The organism is Micromonospora chalcea (assembly GCF_028768405.1).
Lineage (GTDB): Bacteria > Actinomycetota > Actinomycetes > Mycobacteriales > Micromonosporaceae > Micromonospora > Micromonospora chalcea.
In genome coordinates this window covers 642,621-663,281 of record NZ_CP118233.1, presented here as the reverse complement: position 1 = coordinate 663,281, position 20,661 = coordinate 642,621, and the positions used below count along the sequence as shown (strand labels likewise).

Annotated in this window: 22 protein-coding genes; 7 read left to right on the top strand and 15 right to left on the bottom strand. The window is 72.1% G+C overall.

All coding sequences use genetic code 11. The annotated features are described in order from the left end of the window. From PVK74_RS03090 to PVK74_RS03055, 8 genes are all read right to left on the bottom strand, one after another. Positions 1 to 423: a MaoC/PaaZ C-terminal domain-containing protein gene (locus tag PVK74_RS03090; protein WP_223201125.1), complete on the bottom strand. Its 423-nt coding sequence runs from the start codon at positions 421 to 423 to the stop codon at positions 1 to 3. Next, positions 420 to 1,547: an acyl-CoA dehydrogenase family protein gene (locus tag PVK74_RS03085; protein ID WP_274478105.1), complete on the bottom strand. Its 1,128-nt coding sequence runs from the start codon at positions 1,545 to 1,547 to the stop codon at positions 420 to 422. The genes PVK74_RS03090 and PVK74_RS03085 overlap by 4 nt, the downstream gene beginning before the upstream one ends. Beyond that, positions 1,547 to 2,572: a bifunctional MaoC family dehydratase N-terminal/OB-fold nucleic acid binding domain-containing protein gene (locus tag PVK74_RS03080; RefSeq protein ID WP_069090069.1), complete on the bottom strand. Its 1,026-nt coding sequence runs from the start codon at positions 2,570 to 2,572 to the stop codon at positions 1,547 to 1,549. The genes PVK74_RS03085 and PVK74_RS03080 overlap by 1 nt, the downstream gene beginning before the upstream one ends. Beyond that, positions 2,569 to 3,753, bottom strand: coding sequence for an acyl-CoA dehydrogenase family protein (locus tag PVK74_RS03075; RefSeq protein WP_187693570.1), 1,185 nt, complete (start codon positions 3,751 to 3,753; stop codon positions 2,569 to 2,571). Before PVK74_RS03075 ends, PVK74_RS03080 begins: the two co-directional genes overlap by 4 nt. Before the next feature lie 58 nt (positions 3,754 to 3,811). Then, a complete protein-coding gene (locus PVK74_RS03070; RefSeq protein ID WP_069090067.1) occupies positions 3,812 to 5,509 on the bottom strand; it encodes an AMP-binding protein in 1,698 nt (565 codons plus the stop codon). Between the two features lie 89 nt (positions 5,510 to 5,598). Then, positions 5,599 to 6,747: a CaiB/BaiF CoA transferase family protein gene (locus tag PVK74_RS03065; RefSeq protein ID WP_051611054.1), complete on the bottom strand. Its 1,149-nt coding sequence runs from the start codon at positions 6,745 to 6,747 to the stop codon at positions 5,599 to 5,601. Continuing rightward, positions 6,744 to 8,378, bottom strand: a complete 1,635-nt coding sequence (locus tag PVK74_RS03060) for an AMP-binding protein (RefSeq protein ID WP_043324841.1) — start codon at positions 8,376 to 8,378, stop codon at positions 6,744 to 6,746. Before PVK74_RS03060 ends, PVK74_RS03065 begins: the two co-directional genes overlap by 4 nt. Positions 8,379 to 8,440: 62 nt before the next feature. Then, positions 8,441 to 10,012, bottom strand: coding sequence for an ABC transporter substrate-binding protein (locus PVK74_RS03055; protein WP_274478104.1), 1,572 nt, complete (start codon positions 10,010 to 10,012; stop codon positions 8,441 to 8,443). Between the two features lie 396 nt (positions 10,013 to 10,408). On the opposite strand from PVK74_RS03055, the gene PVK74_RS03050 reads away from it, so the two are divergent. From PVK74_RS03050 to PVK74_RS03025, 6 genes are read left to right on the top strand one after another with little or no spacing between them, the layout of a single operon-like run. Beyond that, positions 10,409 to 11,056, top strand: coding sequence for a PaaI family thioesterase (locus tag PVK74_RS03050; RefSeq protein WP_051611058.1), 648 nt, complete (start codon positions 10,409 to 10,411; stop codon positions 11,054 to 11,056). Further along, positions 11,053 to 11,928 carry an SDR family NAD(P)-dependent oxidoreductase gene (locus PVK74_RS03045; RefSeq protein WP_210872147.1) on the top strand — a complete coding sequence of 292 codons (876 nt, stop codon included), beginning with the start codon at positions 11,053 to 11,055 and terminating at the stop codon, positions 11,926 to 11,928. Before PVK74_RS03050 ends, PVK74_RS03045 begins: the two co-directional genes overlap by 4 nt. Beyond that, positions 11,925 to 13,061 (top strand): TIGR03617 family F420-dependent LLM class oxidoreductase, encoded by a 1,137-nt coding sequence (locus tag PVK74_RS03040; RefSeq protein ID WP_219996741.1) that lies wholly within the window; start codon positions 11,925 to 11,927, stop codon positions 13,059 to 13,061. The genes PVK74_RS03045 and PVK74_RS03040 overlap by 4 nt, the downstream gene beginning before the upstream one ends. Next, positions 13,058 to 13,948 carry a TIGR03619 family F420-dependent LLM class oxidoreductase gene (locus PVK74_RS03035; protein WP_274478103.1) on the top strand — a complete coding sequence of 297 codons (891 nt, stop codon included), beginning with the start codon at positions 13,058 to 13,060 and terminating at the stop codon, positions 13,946 to 13,948. Before PVK74_RS03040 ends, PVK74_RS03035 begins: the two co-directional genes overlap by 4 nt. A gap of 50 nt (positions 13,949 to 13,998) precedes the next feature. Further along, on the top strand, positions 13,999 to 14,517 hold the full coding sequence (locus PVK74_RS03030) for a nuclear transport factor 2 family protein (protein ID WP_274478102.1): 519 nt from the start codon (positions 13,999 to 14,001) through the stop codon (positions 14,515 to 14,517). 4 nt (positions 14,518 to 14,521) lie between these two features. Then, positions 14,522 to 15,391: a TIGR03619 family F420-dependent LLM class oxidoreductase gene (locus PVK74_RS03025; RefSeq protein WP_274478101.1), complete on the top strand. Its 870-nt coding sequence runs from the start codon at positions 14,522 to 14,524 to the stop codon at positions 15,389 to 15,391. Positions 15,392 to 15,439: 48 nt separating this feature from the next. Here the strand turns inward: PVK74_RS03025 and PVK74_RS03020 are convergent, their stop codons facing one another. From PVK74_RS03020 to PVK74_RS02995, 6 genes are all read right to left on the bottom strand, one after another. Continuing rightward, on the bottom strand, positions 15,440 to 16,270 hold the full coding sequence (locus PVK74_RS03020) for an SDR family NAD(P)-dependent oxidoreductase (RefSeq protein ID WP_043324845.1): 831 nt from the start codon (positions 16,268 to 16,270) through the stop codon (positions 15,440 to 15,442). Then, on the bottom strand, positions 16,267 to 16,743 hold the full coding sequence (locus PVK74_RS03015) for a nuclear transport factor 2 family protein (RefSeq protein WP_274478099.1): 477 nt from the start codon (positions 16,741 to 16,743) through the stop codon (positions 16,267 to 16,269). The genes PVK74_RS03020 and PVK74_RS03015 overlap by 4 nt, the downstream gene beginning before the upstream one ends. Further along, positions 16,740 to 17,663 (bottom strand): NAD-dependent epimerase/dehydratase family protein, encoded by a 924-nt coding sequence (locus PVK74_RS03010; RefSeq protein WP_274478098.1) that lies wholly within the window; start codon positions 17,661 to 17,663, stop codon positions 16,740 to 16,742. The genes PVK74_RS03015 and PVK74_RS03010 overlap by 4 nt, the downstream gene beginning before the upstream one ends. Before the next feature lie 150 nt (positions 17,664 to 17,813). Further along, positions 17,814 to 17,996 (bottom strand): hypothetical protein, encoded by a 183-nt coding sequence (locus PVK74_RS03005; RefSeq protein ID WP_113974442.1) that lies wholly within the window; start codon positions 17,994 to 17,996, stop codon positions 17,814 to 17,816. A 113-nt stretch (positions 17,997 to 18,109) separates the two neighbouring features. Beyond that, complete coding sequence (locus PVK74_RS03000) at positions 18,110 to 18,580, bottom strand: UPF0158 family protein (RefSeq protein WP_274478097.1); 471 nt, start codon at positions 18,578 to 18,580, stop codon at positions 18,110 to 18,112. Between the two features lie 66 nt (positions 18,581 to 18,646). Continuing rightward, entirely contained in the window at positions 18,647 to 19,363 is a 717-nt protein-coding gene (locus tag PVK74_RS02995; protein ID WP_166456569.1) for a DUF998 domain-containing protein, read from the bottom strand. Between the two features lie 117 nt (positions 19,364 to 19,480). Between PVK74_RS02995 and PVK74_RS02990 the strand changes: the two genes are divergently transcribed. After that, a complete protein-coding gene (locus PVK74_RS02990; protein ID WP_082930948.1) occupies positions 19,481 to 20,083 on the top strand; it encodes a TetR/AcrR family transcriptional regulator in 603 nt (200 codons plus the stop codon). 181 nt (positions 20,084 to 20,264) lie between these two features. On the opposite strand, the gene PVK74_RS02985 is transcribed toward PVK74_RS02990, so the two are convergent. After that, complete coding sequence (locus PVK74_RS02985) at positions 20,265 to 20,633, bottom strand: winged helix-turn-helix transcriptional regulator (protein ID WP_104113336.1); 369 nt, start codon at positions 20,631 to 20,633, stop codon at positions 20,265 to 20,267. Between the last annotated feature and the right edge of the window lie 28 nt (positions 20,634 to 20,661).

Sequence of the window (20,661 nt, the reverse complement as noted above, 5' to 3'; positions counted from 1 at the left end):
TCACTGCTCCGATCCGCGGGGCAGGCGCACTGTCACCTCGGAGACGACGTGCCCGCCCTTGCTGTTCATGCCACGCACCGCGACGCGCACGGTGTCCTCCTCGACGCCGACGACCTCACCGGTCAGCCGCATCACGTCACCCGGGAAGTTCGGCACCCCGAGGCGGGTGCTCAGGCGCACCATGCGCGCGGCGGGGCCGGCCCAGTCGGTGACGTAGCGGCCGACGAGCCCGTTGGTGTGGTTGATGCTCATGTACGTGTCGGGGGTGCCGCGACGCTGGGCCTGGGCCGGGTCGTGGTGCACGTCCTCGTAGTCGCGGGTCGCGAGCGCGCCGGCGACGATGACGGTCCGGGTCAGCGGGATCTCCAGCTCCGGCAGCGTGTCGCCGGGGCTCACCTGCTCGATGGTGATCTGCGTGCTCACAGCTGCTCCCCCTCGCCCACGAGGTCCGCGAGCTGCTGCAGGTGCCAGGCTCCGGAGCCGGCGGTGTTGGCAAGCTGCGTGGTCCAGAGCATGTAACGGTGGATCGGATAGGTGACGTCGGCACCCATGCCGCCGTGCACGTGCTGCACGGTGCGCGCGACGCGGTCGCCCGCCTCGGCGGCCCAGTACTTCGCGACGTGCACCGCCGCCCGGGACGGCCGCCCGGTCGTCTCGCGCCAGAGCGCGTTGAGGTAGGTGACCTCCATCGCCTCGGTGTCGATGTGGCAGTCGGCGAGCTGGTGGGCGACGGCCTGGAAGGTCGCGATCGGCACACCGAACTGCTCACGGCCCGAGGTGTAGTCGGCGGCCTGGCGTACGGCGGCCTGGCTGACGCCGCTCTGCAGCGCCGCCACCGCGGTCCAGACCTGGCGCAGCAGCCAGTCGAGCCGGTCCTCCTCGGGGCCCTCGGCGAGCAGCGCCGCGGCGGCGTCCTCGAACTGAACGTCGGAGGCGAGTCCACGGTCGGTGCGCTCGAACGTGTCCCGGCGTACCCCGGGTCCGGCGGTCGGCACGAGGTACAGCCCGACCGCGCCCGCCTCGTCGGTGGCCGGGACGACGATCGCGTCGGCGAGGTGCGCCGAGCGGACGCCGACGGCGGTGCCGCTCAGGGTGACCCCGTCACCGCCGGGCTCGGCGCCGGACCGCGCGCGGACGCGGGCGCCGTACGGCCGGGCGTCGGTCAGGTCGTCGACGGCCACGGTGAGGACCGAGTCTCCGGCGGCCACGCGGGGCAGCCACTCGGCCTGCTGCTTGGCGTTGCCGTAGCGCAGCAGCGGCAGGACGCCGCCGACGAGGGTCTCCCACAGCGGGACGGTGCCGAGCGTGCGGCCCTGTTCGACGAAGACCCCGGCGATCTCCCACAGGCCCAGGCCGGCGCCGCCGTGCTCCTCGGGCACGGGCAGCCCGAGGATGCCGGACTCGGCCAGGTCGCGGTACAGGACGCGGTCGAAGCGGTCCGGCCCGGCCTCGATGTCGAAGAGCCGCTGCGGGTCGCCGTTGCGCGAGAACACGTCGCGCGCCAGGTCGTTGACCGTGACCTGTTCCTCGGCGAGCTGGAAGTCCATCAGTTCCCTTCCTCTTCTGTGGGCTCCGATGCGGAGGTCGCGGCCCGGAAACGCGGCAGCGTGAGGTTCTCGTCGTAGTCGAGCCAGTCGACCTGCACGGGCATGCCGATCTCGACCTCGCCGGCGTCCCCGACGAAGTCGGCGACCAGACGGGTGCCCTCTTCGAGGTCGACGAGCACGACGGTGAGCGGGTAGTCGTACCCGGGCGCCTTCGGGTGGTGGCTGACGACGTAGCTGTGCACGGTGCCCCGGCCGCTCGCCTCCACCTCGTGCCACGCGTACGAGTGGCAGGACGGGCAGATCGGGCCGGGCGGGTGGCGCAGCGTGCCGCAGTCGGTGCAGGCCTGGATGACGAGGCGACGCTGCGCGGCGGCGGCGAACCAGAACGCGTTGTCGCGCAGGATGAACGGCTTGTGCCGCAGCGCCGGGTCGGCGGCGGCCGGCGCCGCGGGCTTGGCGCCGGACGGGTCGAAGCGCAGGATGCGGAAGCGCTGGCGGGCCACGACCTCGTCGTTCTGGTCGGTGTAGGTGCGCAGCGTCGTGATGAAGTGGCCGGTGCCCAGGCCGGTGGTCTTGCGCGGGGAGACGTCCTCGATGACAGTGGTCATCTTGATCTCGTCGCCCAGGCGCAGCTCGCGCACGTACTCGTGCTCGTCGTTCGTCGCGACGACCCCGACGAAGCCGGCGTCGGCGAGCAGCGCGAGCAGCCGGGCCATCGGGGTGTCCGGCGCGGCGCCCGCGGCGGCGGCCGTGTGGGCCTTGTAGCCGACCATGAGCCAGGTGGACAGCATCGGCGGCGGGGCGACGACGCCCTCGCGGCCGGTGTCCCGGGCGGCCCGGTCGTCGACGTAGACGGGGTTCTCGTCGCCCATCGCCTCGACGAAGTGCCGGATCATCGCCTGGTTGACGGCGTCCTGGGCGTAGCGGGTGGGCGTGGCCTCGAGGCCGACGAACTCGCGCAGACGGGCGAGGAAGGCGTCCTGGTCGGTGGCTTCGGAGGCGGGGGCCTGCGTCGTGGTGCTCATGCGGAACGCCCCTTCCTCGGCATGCCGAGACCGGCGACCGCGATCATGTCGCGCAGCACCTCGTTGGTGCCGCCGCCGAAGGTGTTGATGTAGGAGCCGCGGGTGTACGCCTCCAGCTGTCCGCCGAGGACGGCGTCCGGCGCGCCGGCGCGCCGGGTCGCGCGGGGACCGACGACGGAGACGAGGTTGCGGCAGACCCGGTCGTGGGTCTCCGTGCCGTAGACCTTGGCGACCGACGCGGCGGCGGGCGCCGGGTTCTGGCCCTCCCCCACGACGGCGATCTTCCAGTTGAGCAGGCGCATCGCGGTCAGCTCGGCGTAGTCGCGGGCCAGTTCCGTGCGCACCCACGGCTTGTCCAGGACGCGGTTGCCGTCGGTGTCGGGCTCGGCGGCCCACGCGGCGACGTCGGTCCACAGTTGCTCGGTGCGCCCGCCCATCGCGGCCAGGCCCACCCGCTCGTGACCGAGCTGACCGGTGATGAGGCGCCAGCCGCCGTTGACCTCGCCGACGAGGGCTTCGGGGCCGACGCGTACGTCCTCGTAGTAGGAGGCGTTGGTGTGGGTGATGCCGCTGGTGGCGATCGGCGTGCAGCTGAAGCCCGGGTCCGACGTCGGCACGATGAGGATGGTGATGCCCTTGTGCTTCGGGGCGGCGGGGTCGGTGCGCACGGCCATCCAGACGAAGTCGGCCTGGCTGACACCGCTGGTGAACACCTTCTGGCCGTTGATGACCCAGCCACCGTCGGGCGTCGCCTCGGCCCGGGCGCTCAGCGAGGCGAGGTCGGTGCCGGAGCCCGGCTCGCTGTAGCCGATGGCGAAGATGACGTCGCCGGTCAGCATGCCCGGCAGGTAGGCGCGCTTCTGCTCCTCGGTGCCGTAGCGCATCAGCATCGGGCCGATGTTGTTGATGGTGACGAAGGGGAACGGTGCCTGGGCGCGGTTGATCTCGTCGAAGAGGATGTACTGGTCGATCGCCGGGCGGCCCTGGCCGCCGTACTCCGTGGGCCAGCCGAGTCCGAGCAGGCCGTCCTTGCCGATCTGACGGATGATCTCGCGGTAGGCCGGGCGGTCCTCGTTGGTGCCGCCGAGCGCCTCGCGGACCTCGGGCGTGAGCAGGCGCGCGAAGTAGGCTCGCAGCTCCCTGCTCAGCTCTCGCTGCTCGGGCGTGTACTCCAGGTACATGGATGTTCCTCATTCTCGGGGCGTGGGCGCCAGTCGGTGTGCCGGGCGGGCCGGCAGGTCAGGGGGCCGGCAGGAGCGCGGCACGTCCGTTGTCGGCGAACTGCTTCTCGAGGTCCCGGACGTCCGCCTCGGTCAGCGGGCGGTACGCGGTGGACGCGCCGTCGCGGACCCAGACGGGGTCGGTCGTGACCCAGGCGGTACGGCGCAGGATCTGCTTGGCGACCTTGCCGTTGCCGGTGCTGGGGATCTGGTCGACGATCCGCACGAAGCGGGGCCGCCACTTGGTGCCGAGGTCGGCCTGCTCGTCGAGGAAGGCGGTGAACGCCTCGGGGTCGAAGGTGGCGCCGCTGCGCAGCTGGATCACGCACATGACCTGGTCGCCGGTACGCGGGTCGGGCACGGCGAAGACGGGGGCGACCGCCACCCGGTCCCAGCGCTCGATGATCCGCTCGGCGGGGCCGGCCGCGAAGTTCTCGCTGTCGACGCGGATCCAGTCCGAGGAGCGGCCGGCGAAGTAGAAGTAGCCGTCGGCGTCGCGGTAGGCCAGGTCCCCGGACCAGAAGTCCTCGCCGCGGACCCGCTCGGCGGCGGCCTCGGGGTTCTTGTAGTAGCCCTCGAACTTCGCCGCCATGCCGACGCCGACGAGCTGGCCGATGGCCTCGTCGGCGTTGAGCAGCCGCCCGGTCCCGTCGAGCCGGGCCGGCGGGCACTCCAGCCCGGTCTCCTCGTTCATGACCTTGATCTCGGCGCCGGCGACGGCCACACCGAGCGCCTCGGCGGGCGTCTCGGGGGTGCGGTTGATCCGCATGACGCCCTCGCTGGAGCCGTAGCCCTCGGAGATGACGACACCGAAGCGCTCGGCGAAGCGGGCGATGTCGGCGGCCGAGGCCTCGGTTCCGACGGCGCGCCGCAGCGTGCTCGTCGCGTCGCGGGGGTCGACCGGCCGGGCCAGGATGTAGGCCAGTGCCCGGCCGACGTAGTTGAAGTAGGTGACGCCGTGCTCGTGCACGTCGCGTACGAAGCCGGACGCGGAGAACCTGCGGACCATGCAGATCGTCGCGCCGCAGACCATGGCCGGGCCGAGATTGAGCATGACGGCGTTGCCGTGGAACAGCGGCATCGCCAGGTAGCTGACCGAGTCGCGGGTCAGCTCGGTGCGGGCCAGCAGCGCCTCGGAGACCGCGGCGAGGCGCCCGTGGGAGCAGATGACCGCCTTGGGGGCGCCGGTCGAGCCGGAGGAGAACATGAGCAGCAGGTTGGCGCGCGGGTCGACCTCGTCGGTGGGTACCGGCGCGCCGGCGTGCCGGGCCAGCCAGGCGGCGTACTCCGGGGAGTCGATGTTGCGCACCTGCCCGGCGGGGATGCCCAGGTCGAGCCCGTCGACGAGGCCGGCGAGGCGGTCCTCGGTGAGGAGCAGGTCGGTGTCGGTGTGCCGCACGTCGTGGGCCAGCTCGGCGCCACGCCGGGTCGGGTTGATCCCGACCACTGTGGCGCCGGCCAGCGCGGCGGCACAGATCCAGTACACGTAGTCGGGGGTGTTCTCCAGGAGCAGCCCGATGTGCAGTGGCCTGCCGTCGGGCCGGGGCACGTCGTCCAGTGCCGCGGCCCGGTCGGCGGCCTCCTGCACGATCCGGCCCCAGGTGATGGTGCGGCCTTCGAAGAGCAGGCCGGGGTGGTCGTCGCCCGTGCGTGCCCGCACGATGTCGGCGAAGACGGCGGGTCCCGAGTTTCGGGCCACCGGGGCCTGAGTCGTCATTGACGTTTGCTCCGTCTCGTCCGTCGTCTAATGCGAATCACCAAACAAGCAAGCGCTTGGTCGAAGCGTAGAGTGAGGCTTGCCGCAGGTCAAGGCCTTGACAACGCTTCCCATGGGCTGCTCGCGGCGAGCGCCGAGCGCACCCGGTCGGTGTCCTCACCACGCCGGCGCGGGGCCCGTGGGACCCCCGCGGGTGTACGCGAGAAACGGGGCGTCGGGGCCGGCTGGGCGACCCCCTCGACCTCGACGACGGCGCCCCGGGCCCGCATCTGCGGGTGCTCGGCCGACTCGGCGATGTCCAGCACCGGATGCACGCACGCGTCGACGCCCTCGAAGACGCCGGTCCACTCCCGCCGGGTGCGGCCGGCGAAGACCGACGCGATCCGCTCGGCCCAGCCGGCCCACCCCGACTCGTCGAACTGCGCCGGCCCGTCCTCCGGATCGAGGCCGAGGGTACGCAGGAACGTGCGGTAGAACTTCGCCTCGATGGCCGCCACGGACATGAACCTGTCGTCGGCGGTGCGGTACACCCGGTAGAAGTGCGCCCCGCCGTCGAGGTAGTTCGTGCCACGGGTGAGGTTCCAGGCGCCCCGCGCGAGCATCGAGTGGATGACGACGGTGAGCAGCGCGCTGCCCTCGAGCATCGAGGCGTCCACGACCTGCCCACGCCCGGAGGAGACACGCTCCTGCAGTGCGGCCAGCACGCCGAAGGCCAGCATCATGCCGCCGCCGGCGAAGTCGGCCAGATACATCGGCGGCACGACGGGGCCGGTGTCGGGCAGGCCGATCGTGTCGAGCACCCCGGAGACGGCGATGTAGTTGAGGTCGTGCCCGGCGGCCGCGGCGAGAGGGCCGTCCTGGCCCCAGCCGGTCATCCGCGCCACGACCAGGCGCGGGTACCGCTCGGTGAGTTCGGCCGGGGCCAGGCCGAGACGTTCGAGCACCCCGGGCCGGAACGGGTCGAGCAGCACGTCCGCGTCGGCGAGCAGCCGGTGCACGAGCGCCCGGTCGGCCTCGGACTTCAGGTCGAGCGTGACTGTCGTACGACCCCTGTCGATCGCGTTGACCTGCGCGCGCTCCCGCCGGTCGGGCTCGCCGGGTGGGTCCACCCGGACCACCTGGGCACCCATGTCGGCGAGCATCATCGTCGCGAACGGCACCGGCCCCTGCCCACCGAGTTCGAGGAGCCGCAGGCCGGCCAGCGGCCCTTCGAACCGCTGGCCGGGGACGCCGCTCACGCCTGTTCCCGGGTGCCGGCCGGCACCGGGAGGCCGGTCACGGCACGGGGGTCGGTGCTCCACGTCCGCGCGGTCACGCCCTCCTCGCGCAGGACGCGCTTGAGGACCCGCCCGACGGCGTTCTTGGGCAGTTCGGTGCGGACCTCGATGTGTGAGGGCACGGCGTACCGCGGGATGCGCGGGTGCAGCCACTCGAAGAGCTCAGCGGGGTCGATCTGGGCGCCGGGCGCGGGCACGACAGTCACCTTGAGGTCGTCCTCGGCCAGCGGGGAGGGGACGGCGTGGACGGCGACCTCGCCGACGGCCGGGTGGGTCGCGACGACGCCCTCGATCTCGAAGCTGGAGATGTTCTCGCCGCCGCGGCGCAGGTAGTCCTTGCCCCGGTCGACGAAGTAGAGGTAGCCGTCCTCGTCGAGGCGGCCGTAGTCACCGCAGTGGAACCACAGTCCCCGGAAGACCTCCAGCGTCTTCTCCGGCTCACGCCAGTAGCCGTTGAACATGATCGCCGGACGGTTGGGACGGGCGACGATCTCGCCGACCTCGCCGACGGGCAGCGGGTTGTCGTGCTCGTCGACGATGCGTACCTCGAAGGAGTCGTTGATCTTGCCGGCGCTCCCGGCCCGGTAGCCCCCGGGTGGGGTGAGGGTGATCAGGCAGGCCTCGGTCAGGCCGTAGGCGCCCGAGCCGACCCGTTCGACGCCGAAGCGCTCCGTCCAGCGAGCGGCGAGCTCGGCGGTGACCGGCGAGCCGGACACGACGCGCAGCCGGCCGAAGGCCTCGCGGGTGGCCTCGGAGTCGGGGGCGCCGGCGATCATCGGCAGCATCGAGCCCATGAGCGCGGCCATCGTCGCGCGGCTGCGCAGGATCTCGTTCCAGAAGCCCCGGACCGAGAAGCGCGACGCGAGGTCGATGGCCGAGCCGAGCTGGAGCGAACCCATCACGTGCCCGACGGCGGCCATGTGGAACAGCGGCATCGCCGTCCAGAGGACGTCGTCGGCGCGGCGTTCGAGGTTCTCGTGCATCTGGCGGGCCATGTTCGCCACGTAGCCGTGGCTGACCATGCACGCCTTGGACGGCCCGGTCGTGCCGGCCGTGTAGATGAGGTGGCTGGTGGCGTACGCGTCGAGGTCCGGGGTGGTCGTCACCGCCGAGCCCTCAGCGACGGCGGCGTCGAAGTCCACGACCTCGGTGGCCCAGGCGGGCGCCGGGCCCGAGGCGGGCCGGATGGGGGCGCCGACGAGGACCGGCACCCGTAGCTCCGTGCCGATGAGGGCGTCGTCCAGGACGGGCACGAACTCGTCCTCGACGATCATCGCGACCGGGTCGGCGTCGAGCACCTGGTGGGCCAGTACGGCGCCGCGGTTGCTCGTGTTGAGCGGGACGACGAAACCGCCGCGAAGCGTCGTCGCCCACCAGGAGAGCAGGGCCAGGCGGCCGTTGCGGGCGAGGACGACGACCCGGTCGCCGGGCGCGACGCGGTCGGCGAGGAACCCGGCGAGGCGACGCGACGCGGCGTCGAGCTCGGCCACTGTGAACGGGGCGCCGGCGAGGGTGAGGGTCAGGTCCGGCTGCTCGTCGAGCAGGCGGGACAGGGCGGGCAGGAGCGGGGTGGCTGCGGTGGGACGGTTCACTGGCTCTGGCTACCTTTCTTCGGGTCGGCCGCGCGCGGTGGCGGACGGCGGGGACCTGACGCTCAGCCCTTCGTCATCGCGACGGTCCGCAGGTCGAACAGGCCGAGGTTGGTCCACGGCAGCTGCTCGGCCCCGACGACCTTCGGGGAGGCGATGGTGGCGCTGGTGAGGTTGCAGATCGGGATGAACCACGCCTCGCTGAACAGCCGCTCCCACAGCTGGTGGTACTGCTTGGCGCGCTCCTCGACGCTGGAGCGGGGGTCGGCGGCCTTGGCCGCGATCGGGCCGATGACCTCCGGGTCGGTGGCGAGCTTGTAGTTGCCGAGGAGGTAGTTGTCCACAGTGCCCGCCGGGTCGAGACGCGGGTTGAACGTGTTGGACACCTCGAGCTCGAAGTCGCCGGCGATGAAGCGGGCCTCGGTCTCGGAGTTCGGCGTCGGGTTGAGCTTCGCGTCGATGCCGGCCTGGGCCATGGCGGCCTGGATGGCGGTGGCGGGCTGCTCGGTGTTGGTGCCGGCGGAGAAGCTGATCGACACCTTCGCCCCGCCGACCTCGGAGATCAGCGCCTTGGCCTTGGCCAGGTCGAACTCGTACGGGTAGGTCGCCGCCGGGTCCTCCCACGGGCTGTCCGGGTAGATGCTGCGGGTGGGCGTGCAGGTGTCGGCGAAGAGCGCGCGGATGGCGGCCGGGTCGACCGAGCGCGCGATTGCCTCACGGACCCGCTTGTCCTTGAGGTCGCCCATGTTGGCGCGCAGCAGGATGCCGAGGACGTTGCGGAACGGGCGGGTGGTCACCTTGAGCTGGCCGTCCTCGCCGAGCTGGCGGGCCTGGGTGATCTCGTTGGCCGAGGAGACGAAGCTGAGGTCGGTCTGACCGCTGATGACGCCGTTGAGCCGGGTGGCGCCCTCGGGGACCCGGGTGATCTCCATGCCGGCGAGGCGCCCGGCGTTGGGGTCCCAGTAGGTGCCCTCGGCGCGCTTGACGACGTACTTCTCGTTCGGGATGAACTCGGTGACGACGTACGGGCCCGAGCCGGCCTTGCCGGGGGCGCGCTTGAGGTCGACGCCGTCGGCGATCGCCTTGGGCGAGACCATCATCCCGGCGGCGGTGGCCAGGGCCGAGGGGAGCACGGCGCCGGTGCCCGGCTTGAGGTTGAGGCGCACGGTGTGCGCGTCGACGACCGTGACGCCGGTGATGCTGGCGAGGTCCTGCTTGATGGTGCTCGTGGGCAGCGTCTGGCCGCGCTCGATGTTGACCTTGACGGCGTTGGCGTCGAACGGCGTCCCGTCGTGGAACTTGACGTCGTCGCGCAGGGCGAGTTCGAGGTGGGAGCCGTCCTGGGCGTAGGTCCACTTCTTGGCCAGGCCGGGGACGACCTGGTCGGTGGAGTCGACCATGGTGAGCCGGTCGTAGATCAGCGTGAGGTAGGGGTAGCCGCCGGGGGCCGGCTGCGCCGGGTCGAGGTTCTGGAACGGCGACGAGGCGCTCACCCGCAGGACGGCGTCGGGGTCGATCTCACCCGTGGTGGCACCGGGGTCGCCGGTTCCGGTGGCGGAGCAGGCTCCGACGACGAGGGTGGCGGCGAGCAGGCTCGCGGCGACGGCGAGGCGTCGGCGGCGCGGGAGGCGAGACACAATGGTCCTTTCCTGACCTTCGGCCCGAGAGCGGGAGCGGCTCCGCGGGTCACCCGGCGGGTTCCCGGGGGCGGCCGGGCCGTTCGGCGGCGGCCGTGCGGGCGCGATGGTCATGGAGGTGATGGATGGCGGCGCTGGTGTGGAGCGCCTGTCCGGAGCTGATCGGCATCCGCGCCCGAGACTGGCGGTGTTGCGGCCGTTCGCGATCCAAACAAGCGCTCGATTGGGAACCGTAGGTGGCAGCGTGCGGGCACGTCAATAGGCGATCGGCAGCATGATCGACAAGGGGGCGGCGCGTAGCGGGCAACCGTTGCCAGCACGCGATCAGGTCGCTAAGGTGCGCATCAAGCAAGCGCTTGGTTGCTTGATGTCCGGCCGGCCAAAGGAGTCCGCACGGTGGAAGCCCCCCTCGCCACGGCACAGCCCCGCGACACCGGCATCGACGCGGTCGCCTCGGCCACCCGCCGGCTCATCGACGCGATCACGCGCGCGGGCGGCGCCGTCGACCCCGACGCCGACGCGATAGTGGCCGACCTCGACGCGCTCACCGCCCGGATCGACGCCCACGCCCCGGACCTCGCCGAGCGGATCGCGACGATGTGGCGCCAGCCCGGCCCGGGCCGCTTCGACCCCGCTGGCGGCACCGAGAACCCGCTGTCGCCGCCGGTGTCTCTCTGGGTCGAGCCGGACGGTTCCTTACGCGGGGAGGTCACCCTGAGGCTTGCCTTCCAAGGGCCACCCGGGCACGTGCACGGCGGCACCTCGGCCATGCTGATGGACCACGCCCTCGGCATCGCCAACGCCCGCGCCGGATACGCCGCGGTGACCGTCGGGCTCGACATCTCGTTCCGCGCGGCCATCCCGATCGGCTCGACGATCACGATCCTGGCCCGGCACGACGGGCGCGACGGACGCAAGGTGCGCAGCTCCGGCGAACTACGCGTCGGGGACCTGACGTGCGTCACGGCCACCGGCACCTTCGTCCTCATGGACGACCCGTCCACGCGGGAGAAGTTCCGCCGAGCGTCGCGGGAGCAGGCATGAGCACCGATCCCCATCCGAGCAGCGCCGCACCCGGCCCGCTCGCCGGCCGCGGCGCGCTCGTCATCGGCGGGGGCGGCGGCTTCGGCCGCGCCATCGCCGCCGCGCTGGCCGCCGACGGCGCCGCCGTGACGATCATGGGACGGACCGAGGCGACGCTGCGGGCGGCGGCCGGGACGATCGCCGCGGCCACCCCCGGAGGTTTGCCGGTACGGATCAGCGCCGGCGACTCCACCCGCGAAAAGGACGTGGCAGCAGCGGTACGCGCCGCCGACGAGACCCCGCTGGCCGCGGTCGTCACCACAGTCGGCGGCGGCACCTTCCGTCCCCTGCTCGCCCTCGACGCCGAGACCCTCGAACACGACTTCCGGCGCAACGTCACCACGGCGCTGCACGCCATCCGGTACGGCGGGCAGGCCCTGGCCGCGCGCGGCGGGGGTGCGATCGTGTGCACCTCGTCGAGCGCGGGCGGGCACTCCTTCCCGTTCATGCCGTCGTACTCGGTGAGCAAGGCCGCGCTCGAAGCGCTCGTCCGGGTCGCCGCCGACGAGCTCGGCCACCTCGCGGTACGGGTCAACGTGGTACGCCCCGGCATCGTCGCCACCGACGGCGAGAACCCGGGCCGGCTGCTGGCCGACCCCGAACTGGCCGCCGCGACGGTCGCCGAGAAGCCCCTGTCGCGGATCGGGCGCGCCGAGGACGTCGCCGCCGCGGTCCGCTTCCTGTGCGGTCCCGGCTCCTCCTGGATCACCGGCGCGTGCCTGCCCGTCGAAGGCGGGGCTCACCTGCGGCGCGCGCCCCGGCTGGAGAAGCTCGCCCGGATCGTCAACGGCGACGAGGTCGTCGACGCCACCCTGGCGGGCCGCATCCCGTGACGGCGTCACAGACACCCGCCACCCGGATGGAGCTGACCACGACGCTGCCGCCGACGACGGCGCTGCGCGAGGTGCCCGCGGTCGTGGCGCGCATCGAACGGCTCGGCTTCGACACCGTGCACATCCCCGAGACGACGCACGACTCCCTGGCGGTCGCGCTGCTCGCGGCCGAGCACACCAGCCGGATCACCGTACGCACCAGCATGACGCTGGCCTTCCCCCGCAGCCCGATGGTGACCGCGTACGCCGCGTGGGACCTCGCACGGTTCTCCGAGGGCCGCTTCCAGCTCGGTCTGGCCACCCAGGTACGCGGCAACATCGTCGGGCGGTTCTCGGTGCCGTGGGAGCGGCCGGTGGAGAACCTGCGCGACTACCTCGCCTCGATCCGGGCGATCTTCGCCGCGTTCAGCACCGGTGAGCCCCTGGAGCACGAGGGCAGCCACTACCGCTTCACCCGGCTGCAGCCGTACTTCAATCCCGGCCCGCTGCCGACCGCGGCCCCGGCGCTCTACACCGGCGGGGTCAACCGGCGCGTCTGCGAGGTGGCCGGCGAGCTCGCCGACGGCTTCGTCACCCACGCGACGAACTCGCACCCGAGTCACCTGCGCACGGTCGTACTCCCCGCGCTGCGCGCCGGGGCCGAGCGGGCCGGACGCGCCGGGATCCCGCGGGTCGTCGTGGTGTCCAAGTCGATCACCGGTCCGACGCCGGCCGCGCTCGCCGCGAGCCGCGACTCCGCCCGCCAGGAGCTGGCGTTCCTCTTCTCCACTCCCGCCTACCGCACCACCCTGGACCGGCTCGGCCTGGGCCGGGTCGGCGAACGGCTCGCCGCGATGGCCGCCTCCGGGCGCTGGACCGGACTCGCCACCGTCCTCGACGACGAGACCCTGGCCGCTCTCATCCCGCACGGCACCTACGCCGAGCTGCCGGACGTGCTCGGGCAGGCGTACGGCGGCATCGCCGACGGGCTCGGGCTCGGGCTGCCGCTCGACCCGGACGACGACGAGGACTTCGGCGCGTTGCTCGAACGCCTCCGGCTCATCCCGACCAGTGCCGCGGCCACCATCCCGCCCGCGAACGCCGGCCCCACCAGCGCGACGCGCGGCGTCGCCGGATCGGAGACCCTGTCATGACCGCACGCATCGGGCTGCTCACCCCGGTCGTCGTCCAGCATCCGCGCACCGCGGCCGCCTGGGAACGGGACGTCCTGTCCGGCCCCGACGTCGGCGGCGCGCTGCTGGCCGTCGCCCGCGCCGCCGACGACCTGGGCTACCACCACCTGACCTGCAGCGAGCACGTCGCCGTCCCCGCACCGATCGCCGCCGAGCGGGGCGCGACGTACTTCGACCCCGTGGCCACGCTGTCGTTCCTCGCCTCGGCGACGCGCCGCGTCCGGCTCGCGACGAACGTCGTCGTCATCGGCTACCACCATCCGCTCGCCCTCGCCAAGACCTACGGCACCCTCGACCTGCTCAGCGGCGGCCGCGTCGTCCTCGGGATCGGGGTCGGCAGCCTCGAAGAGGAGTTCGACCTGCTCGGCGCCGAGTTCGCCGGGCGCGGCGCGATCGCCGACGAGGCGATCACCGCCCTGCGCGCGGCGTGGGGCAGGGCCGTGCCGCACCACGAGGGGGCCCGGTTCACGTTCACCGACTTCGTCGTCGAACCGCACGCGCCGCGCACCACGGTGCCGATGTGGATCGGCGGGCGCACCCGCCGCTCGCTGCGCCGCGCCGTGACGTACGGCACCGGATGGGCGCCGTTCGGCCTCGGACCGCGGGAGCTGACCCGCATGTGGGAATCCGTGGAACGCCCGGACGGCTTCGACCTCGTGCTGCAGATTCCGCCGCTGGACCCGCTCGGCGACCCGGACGGCTCCCGCGCGCACCTGCGCACGGCCGACACCGTCGGGGCGACCGCTGTCAACGCGAGCCTCGTGGCCACCTCGGCCGCCCACCACCTCGAGCAGATGGCCGCGCTGCGCGAGCTCGCCCCGGAACGCTTCGAGACGAACCCGGCCTGACCGGCCGCCGACCGGTCCATCCGACGAGACCCGATCGAAAGGAACCCACCATGAGCGACTCGCAGCCCGACCGGCTCGCCCTGCTCGAGGCTCGCCTCGAACAGGCCGAACGGCGCATCGCCGCAGCCGAGGACCAGCTCGCCCTCTGGCGGATCGTGGCCAGCTACGGCCCCGCCGTGGACAGCGGCTCAGCCGAGATCACCGCCCAGCTGTGGACCGAGGAGGGCGTGTACGACACCTTCCCGGTCGTGCTCAACGGCCGGGACGCGCTGCGCGGCATGGTCAACGGTGAGCGGCACCAGGCCCTGATCAACAACGGCGCCGCCCACCTCATGGGGCTGCCGCACATCGTCGTCGACGGCGACCGGGCCGTCGTGACGAACTACTCGCAGCTCGTGCTCAGCGCCCCCGACCAGAACGGCTACCGGATCTGGCGTACCGGCTCCAACCGGTGGGAGTTCACCCGCACCGACGAGGGCTGGAAGGTGACCCACCGCTGGAACCGCCAGCTCGACGGCACCGACGAGGGCCGCGACCTCCTCGCCCGCGCCGTCGAATCCGAGGCCTGAGGCCGTGCGCATCGGCCTCAGTTCCCCGGTCCTGGCCGACTCCGGGCCCCGGCCCCCGTGGGAGGCCGAGGCCGGGGTCGCCGAGTTGCGCACCGTCTTCACCACCGCCGACCGGCTCGGGTACGAGTTCTTCACCTGCCCGGAGCACGTCAGCGTGTCACCGGGGCTGGCCCGGGGTGAACGCTTCTACGACCCGGTCGCGACGTTCTCGTACCTCGCGGCGATCACCGAGCGGATCCGCTTCCTGCCGTACGTGCTCGTGCTCGGGCTGCACCATCCGCTGGAGTTGGCCAAGCGGTACGGCACGCTCGACCACCTCAGCGGCGGGCGGGTCGTCCTCGGCGTCGGCGTCGGCAACCTGGAGGAGGAGTTCGCGCTGCTCGGGCGTCCGTTCGCCGACCGTGGGCCACGGGCCGACGACGCCCTGCGGGCGCTGCGGGCGTCCCTGTCGGTACGGCTCGCGACCTACCACGGGGAGTACTACCACTTCACCGAGCAGGTGATCAGCCCGCACGCGGTTCAGCAGAAGGTCCCGATCTGGGTCGGTGGCCACAGCAGGCGCGCCCTCCGGCGTGCTGTCACCCTGGGCGACGGGTGGGCGCCGGCCCCCGTCACGTATCGCGGGCCGGACCTGGAGACGCTGCCGCGGATGCTCGCCGAGCACGACCTGCCGGACGGGTTCGACGTCGTCATCACGCCTCCGGCCCGCCTCGACCCGACCGGCGCCCCCGAGGCCGCGCTGGACCTCGTCGGCCGGATCGGCGAGGCGGGCGCCACCGTGGTCAACCTCGTCGTCCGGCACCGTGACCTGGCCGAGTACCTCGACCAGCTCGCCGCGGCAGCGGAGCTCTTCGGTCTCGACCGCCGCGACTGAGCACTGCCGTGGACGCCGGGACCCGTCGACGAGCCCCGGCGTCCACGGTCACGCCTCGTTCGGCATGTTCGACCAGCCCTTGCGGTCGGCACGCGCGTACCAGCCCGATGCGGCCAGGGTTCCTCCATCGACGGGGATCGTGTGCCCGGTGACGAAACGGGCGTCGTCGCTGGCGAGGAACTCGACCACGGCGGCATAGTCGTCGGGCTCGCCGAAGCGTCCGACGGGGATCCACGTACGAATCAGCTCCGGGTCGCGTCCGCGCAGCATCGCCGCGGCCGGTGTCTGGGGCGTGTCGGCGAGGTCGGGCGCGATCGCGTTGACCCGTACCCCGTGGCCGGCGACCTCGACGGCGAGGCTCCTGGTAAAGGCGCTGACCCCGGCGTTGTAGGCGGAGTACGGGGCGCACGCCGGAATGCCCCGGAAGGCCTCGACTGTCGAGTTGTTGACGATGGCGCCACGGCCCCGATCGACCATGCCGGGCAGCAGCGCATGCGTCATCGCGAGCACGTGCCACAGGTTGATCTCGTAGAGCGCCTGCCACTGCTGCGGGGTCGAGTGCAGGAAGGTCTTGGCGGCCGGGCGGAAGTCGCCGACGTTGTTGACGAGCACGTCGACCCGCCCCGAGTCGACGGCCGCAGCGGCGGCGACCGCGGCGGCGACACCGTCGGCGGTGCGTACGTCGGCGAGGACCACCTCGACCTCGCCGCCGGCGCTCCGGATATCGGCGGCGGTGCCGGTGGCGGCCTCCCCGTCGATGTCGACGAGGACGACGTGGGCGCCAGCGGCGGCGAGACGGCGGGAGATGCCGCCGCCGATCCCGAGGGCGCCGCCGGTGACGACAGCGATCCGGCCCTCGAGCCTGCGGGTGGCGCTCATCTGCCGGTTCCTTCCTCGTCGGCCCGGGTCACGGAGACGCGGTGGCGTTCGATCCAGTTGACGGTCACCGCGCGACGGGTGAAGGCCCATCCTTCGCCGGTACGCGCGTACTCGTCGTCGTAGTGCAGGAACCAGACCACGTCCGAGGGCCCGTCGCGACCGGGGACCAGGTGGTGGGCCGTGCCGCGAACCCGGCCACGGGCCCCGGTCGACGTCGGCAGGTAGCGCGCCCCGGCCACCACGTGAGTCGTCGCCAGGGTGCCGGCGAGCGCCCCTAACGCGGCCACGACAGCGGCGCGGCCGACGTGGGGCACGTGCGGGCCGAGGTGCGCCGGCGGCTCGGGAACCACCAGGACGCCGTCCGGGACGAACAGCGCGCCGATCGCTGCCGCGTCGCGGTCGTCGGCCGCCGCGGCGTACGTCTCGGAGAGCGCGCGCAGCGCGGTGAGGTCGGCCGCGCCGAGGCCGGTCACGCCGCGCGAGCGGTCGCCGCGCGCACGACCTGGACAAGCTCGGCGACGGCGCGCTCGCAGTCGCCGCGGGTGTAGCCGAGCAGCGCGGTCTCGGCCGGATCCGGCTCGTAGGCGAGGACGTTCCCGCGACCCTGGACGATCATCGAGTCGGGCATGAAGGGGTGCGGCTCGTCGCGCTCGGCGATGGTGCGGTTGCCCCCGGCCGCGTCGACCAGCAGCTGGAAGAACTGCGTGAACGTCAGGTTGGCGTCACCGACGAGGTAGGCCGCGCCCGCCGCGCCACGGTCGAGCGCGCCGCCGATCGCCTCGGCCAGGGACCGGGCCGACATGTAGTTCGTGCCGCCGGCCGGGGCGTGATCGGGGATCTGCGGCTCGTTGCCGGCCGCCCAGGACACCATGCGGCGGTAGCGCTTTGCCGTGACGCCGGGGATGGCACCGATGATCGAGGGCGGGTTGAGGGTGCAGACCGTGAAGGAGTCGTCAGCCAGCGCCCGGGCGCCCTCGTCGGCGTCGCGGCGGGCGGCGACGTAGGCGCTGGACTCGGCCAGGTCGGGTCGCAGGTGGTGGTAGTAGCTGCCGACCTGGACGAAGCGGGAGACGCCCGCGCTCTTGGCGAGGGCGGCGAAGGCCGGCACCCCCGCGCTCTGGGTCTCCTTCCAGAACGTGGCCTCGTCCGCGTCCCGGGGCAGGTGACGCACGTCCTGCCCGGCCGCGAAGACGACCGCGTCGAAGGGGGCCAGGTCCTGGCGGGTGAAGGTCTGGCGGGCGTAGTCCCCGCGGAGGACGGGCAGGCCGGCGACGGGTGAGTCCGCGTCGACCGTCCCTCGGGCGGCGACGGTGACGTTGTCTCCCCGGTCCCGCAGGTGAAGGGCGGTGTGGACCCCGATCATGCCGGTTCCACCGACCACGAGTACCTCCATCGCGAGGTCTCCTTGCGTAGTGAGGCGGCTCCCCCGGCGTGCGTTTGGGAGCCGGCATGACGTCCGTATCAACCAACCAAGCGATTGGTAGGTTAGCACGAGCAGGCGCTCACCGCGCCAGGCGTCGCCGCGCCGACATCGACCTGCGACTCAGCCGCCCGCGACTTCCTCGACATCGATGCCGCCATCAGCGGCCGGTACACCCTCGACCAGCTCTGCGACCTCGCGCACGCCGCCGACGACGGATTCGACCGGAGCGTGTTCGCCGCAATGCTTCGCCACGTCGACCGCTTCGACGACGAAGACTTCACCGACTACGGTCTGGCATCGCATGAGGTCGCCGACATGCGAGCTCGCGTCCCTGCAGGGCGGACCGCCCTGCTCCGAGAAGTCGAATAGGCTCGATCAACCTGCTCTGCTGCCCCCGTCTCCTCGGCCTGTTCGACTCACGGCACGTCCGGGTCAGGGTGCTCGGTCCGGCAGCGGCTCGCGGCAGCGTCATCGATCAGGCATCTGTCGAGCAGCCAGTCAATGGCCCGGCGGGCTGCCCGAGCCTGGCGGAAGGCATGCCAGACCGTCAGCAGGTGCGGATACTCGTCGTGCAGTTCGTCCCTGAACCGACGGAAGGCACCCCTGCCTTGGACGGCCCGTAAGAGCCTGCGGCCCGCCTGCTCGTCGCTGACCCGCTGGGCGAAGTCGACCATGTCGCGGTGCCAGACGGAGGGCGACAACGCCTCGATCGGAACCAGATCGAGTTCATTGAGGTCGACCGGCGTCTTCCCGTCGATGCCGCCGTCAGCCGTCCACATCCTGATCTCCCCGCTGGCCGGATCGATGAGCCAGCGGTACTCGTACGCGCTCTGGTCCTGCAGCGCCGCGGCGATCTCTTCGAGATCGAGGTGGCGTACGTCGAGCATGATGTCCACTCCCGTTGCCGTGGTCGCCGGCGACCACGGCAGGTGCTCTTCCCTCTCGGCCGCGAACTAGAGCGCGGCAGTGTCCCGGTAGCTGCGGCGACAGATGGACACCCCTGCGGAGATGAGGCCGATGAGGATCGGGTAGACGGCGCAGCGCTCGACGAGGCCGACCAAGACGTTGGCCCCTGAGCCGGCGACGGCGAGGAAAGCCGCCGTGGAGACGAGTCCGAAGGCGCCGAGCATGACCATGGCCTTCCCGGGCTTCCTGCCGATGCGGAGGTCTCGGTACATGCGCCCGAGCACGATGATCAGAATGTTGCCGCCGACGATGGCGGCCATGGCGCCCAAACCGTGGAAGTCGACAGTGCCCTGCCGGTCGGCTTCGCCGTCGCCGGGGAAGAGCGCCAGCACGACGCCGCCGGCACCGACCAGGGTGGCCATGCCGAGCAGGACCCCCCGGCGCCAGCCTCGCAGGCCGTTGAGCAGGGCGACACCGATGAACACCAGGACTCCGAAGAGGAAGAAGCCGGTGTTCATGACCCACCAGAGGGGCGAATACATGTACTGGCCGAACGCGGTCAACGGGCCGTGGACTCCGAGGTCGCTGATGTAGTGGTAGGTGTAGCTGTAGGGCGGGCTCCGCCAGGCCGCGGCGGCGACGAACTCGAGCAGCAGAAAGATCGCTGCTGCGGCGGCGAGCGCTGCCCCGGCGGGCTGGCGCTGGCCGCTCCGGTACGCCGCAGAGACGGTTGCCTTCGGCGTTGCCTTCACCAGTTGTGTCATGGCCGGGAGCCCTTCGGCGAGGTCGGCAGGGGCAGAGGAGCCTGGTATCACTACGGAAGTGTAGTGATACCAGTTTTGGTGTCAATACCATCATGGTCAGAGTTGTACGATGACGGCATGGCAAGGGAGCCGAATCGAACTGGGCGGCGCGAGCGCAAGAAGGCCATGACCAGGGCCGCGATCCTGCGAGCTGCGCAGGAGCTGTTCCTCGAGCGCGGCTTCGACGCGGTGAGCGTGCGGGAGATCGCCGACCAGGCGGACGTCTCCCCCACCACTGTCTTCGCCCACTTCCCCCAGAAGGAGGCACTCCTCTTCCACGAGGAAGACGCGCAACGCGAGCGACTCGTCGCCGCCGTGCGCGAGCGGCCGGCCGGCCTCTCGATCTCGGAAGCGCTGAAGGCCCACTACCGCTCCGAATTCGTCGCCATGTGGTCCGGCGAGGAAGCGCCGCTCCGCCGCCGGGTCATGTCGCTGATGGAAGCCACACCGGCCCTCCAGGAGTACGCCTCCCGGATGTGGCTCCGCCATGAGGACGCACTCGTCGCAGCCATCACCGAGGATCTCGGCCTGTCCCAGCCGAGCGACGACATCCGGATCTACGCCCGGTTCGCCCTCCAGATCCAGCTACTCGTGACGAGTGACACCGATCCGATGCTCGACGCGGGATTCCGGATCCTCGATCAGGGCTGGAGTGAGCACGACCCGGCGCGAGGCACGTAGCGTCCACGCCAATGGGCGTATGGAAACCTCACGGCCCCGTCACAGTGACGGGCTTCCCGTTGAGTCCTGGCCCACGTCACCAAAGAGCGCATTGAACCGCCGGTTGAGGTCATCGCCGACCCCGACGACTCCGGGCGGTTCAGTGGGTGGGGTACGCGAACGGCCCGGGCCGTTCGCGGTGCTACGACGCGCTGAGCCGCTCCTGCGCCTCGAACAGTTCGTCGCCATGCTCGGTGACCCAGGCGCCCAGCGCCCGCATCGGGCCGTCGGCGAAGCTGCGGCCGAGATCGGTGAGCGCGTAATCGACCCGGGGCGGCGCCTGGGGGAAGAACCGCCGCTCGACCAGGCCGTTGCCGACCAGCCTGTGTACGGCCTCGGTGAGCGCCTTGTCGCTGATTCCTCCGATTCGTGCCCGCAGTGAGCGGCGGCGGAGGGCGCCCTCGGCCAGCGCGGCCAGCACGACCGCATCCCACGTGTGCGCGAACAGGTCCGTCGCCATCCGCATCCGGCAGTCAGCCACGAGTTCCTCGCAGAGGTCGCCGTCACCCATGCGCCCATCCTGGCACGCCCGACATGCA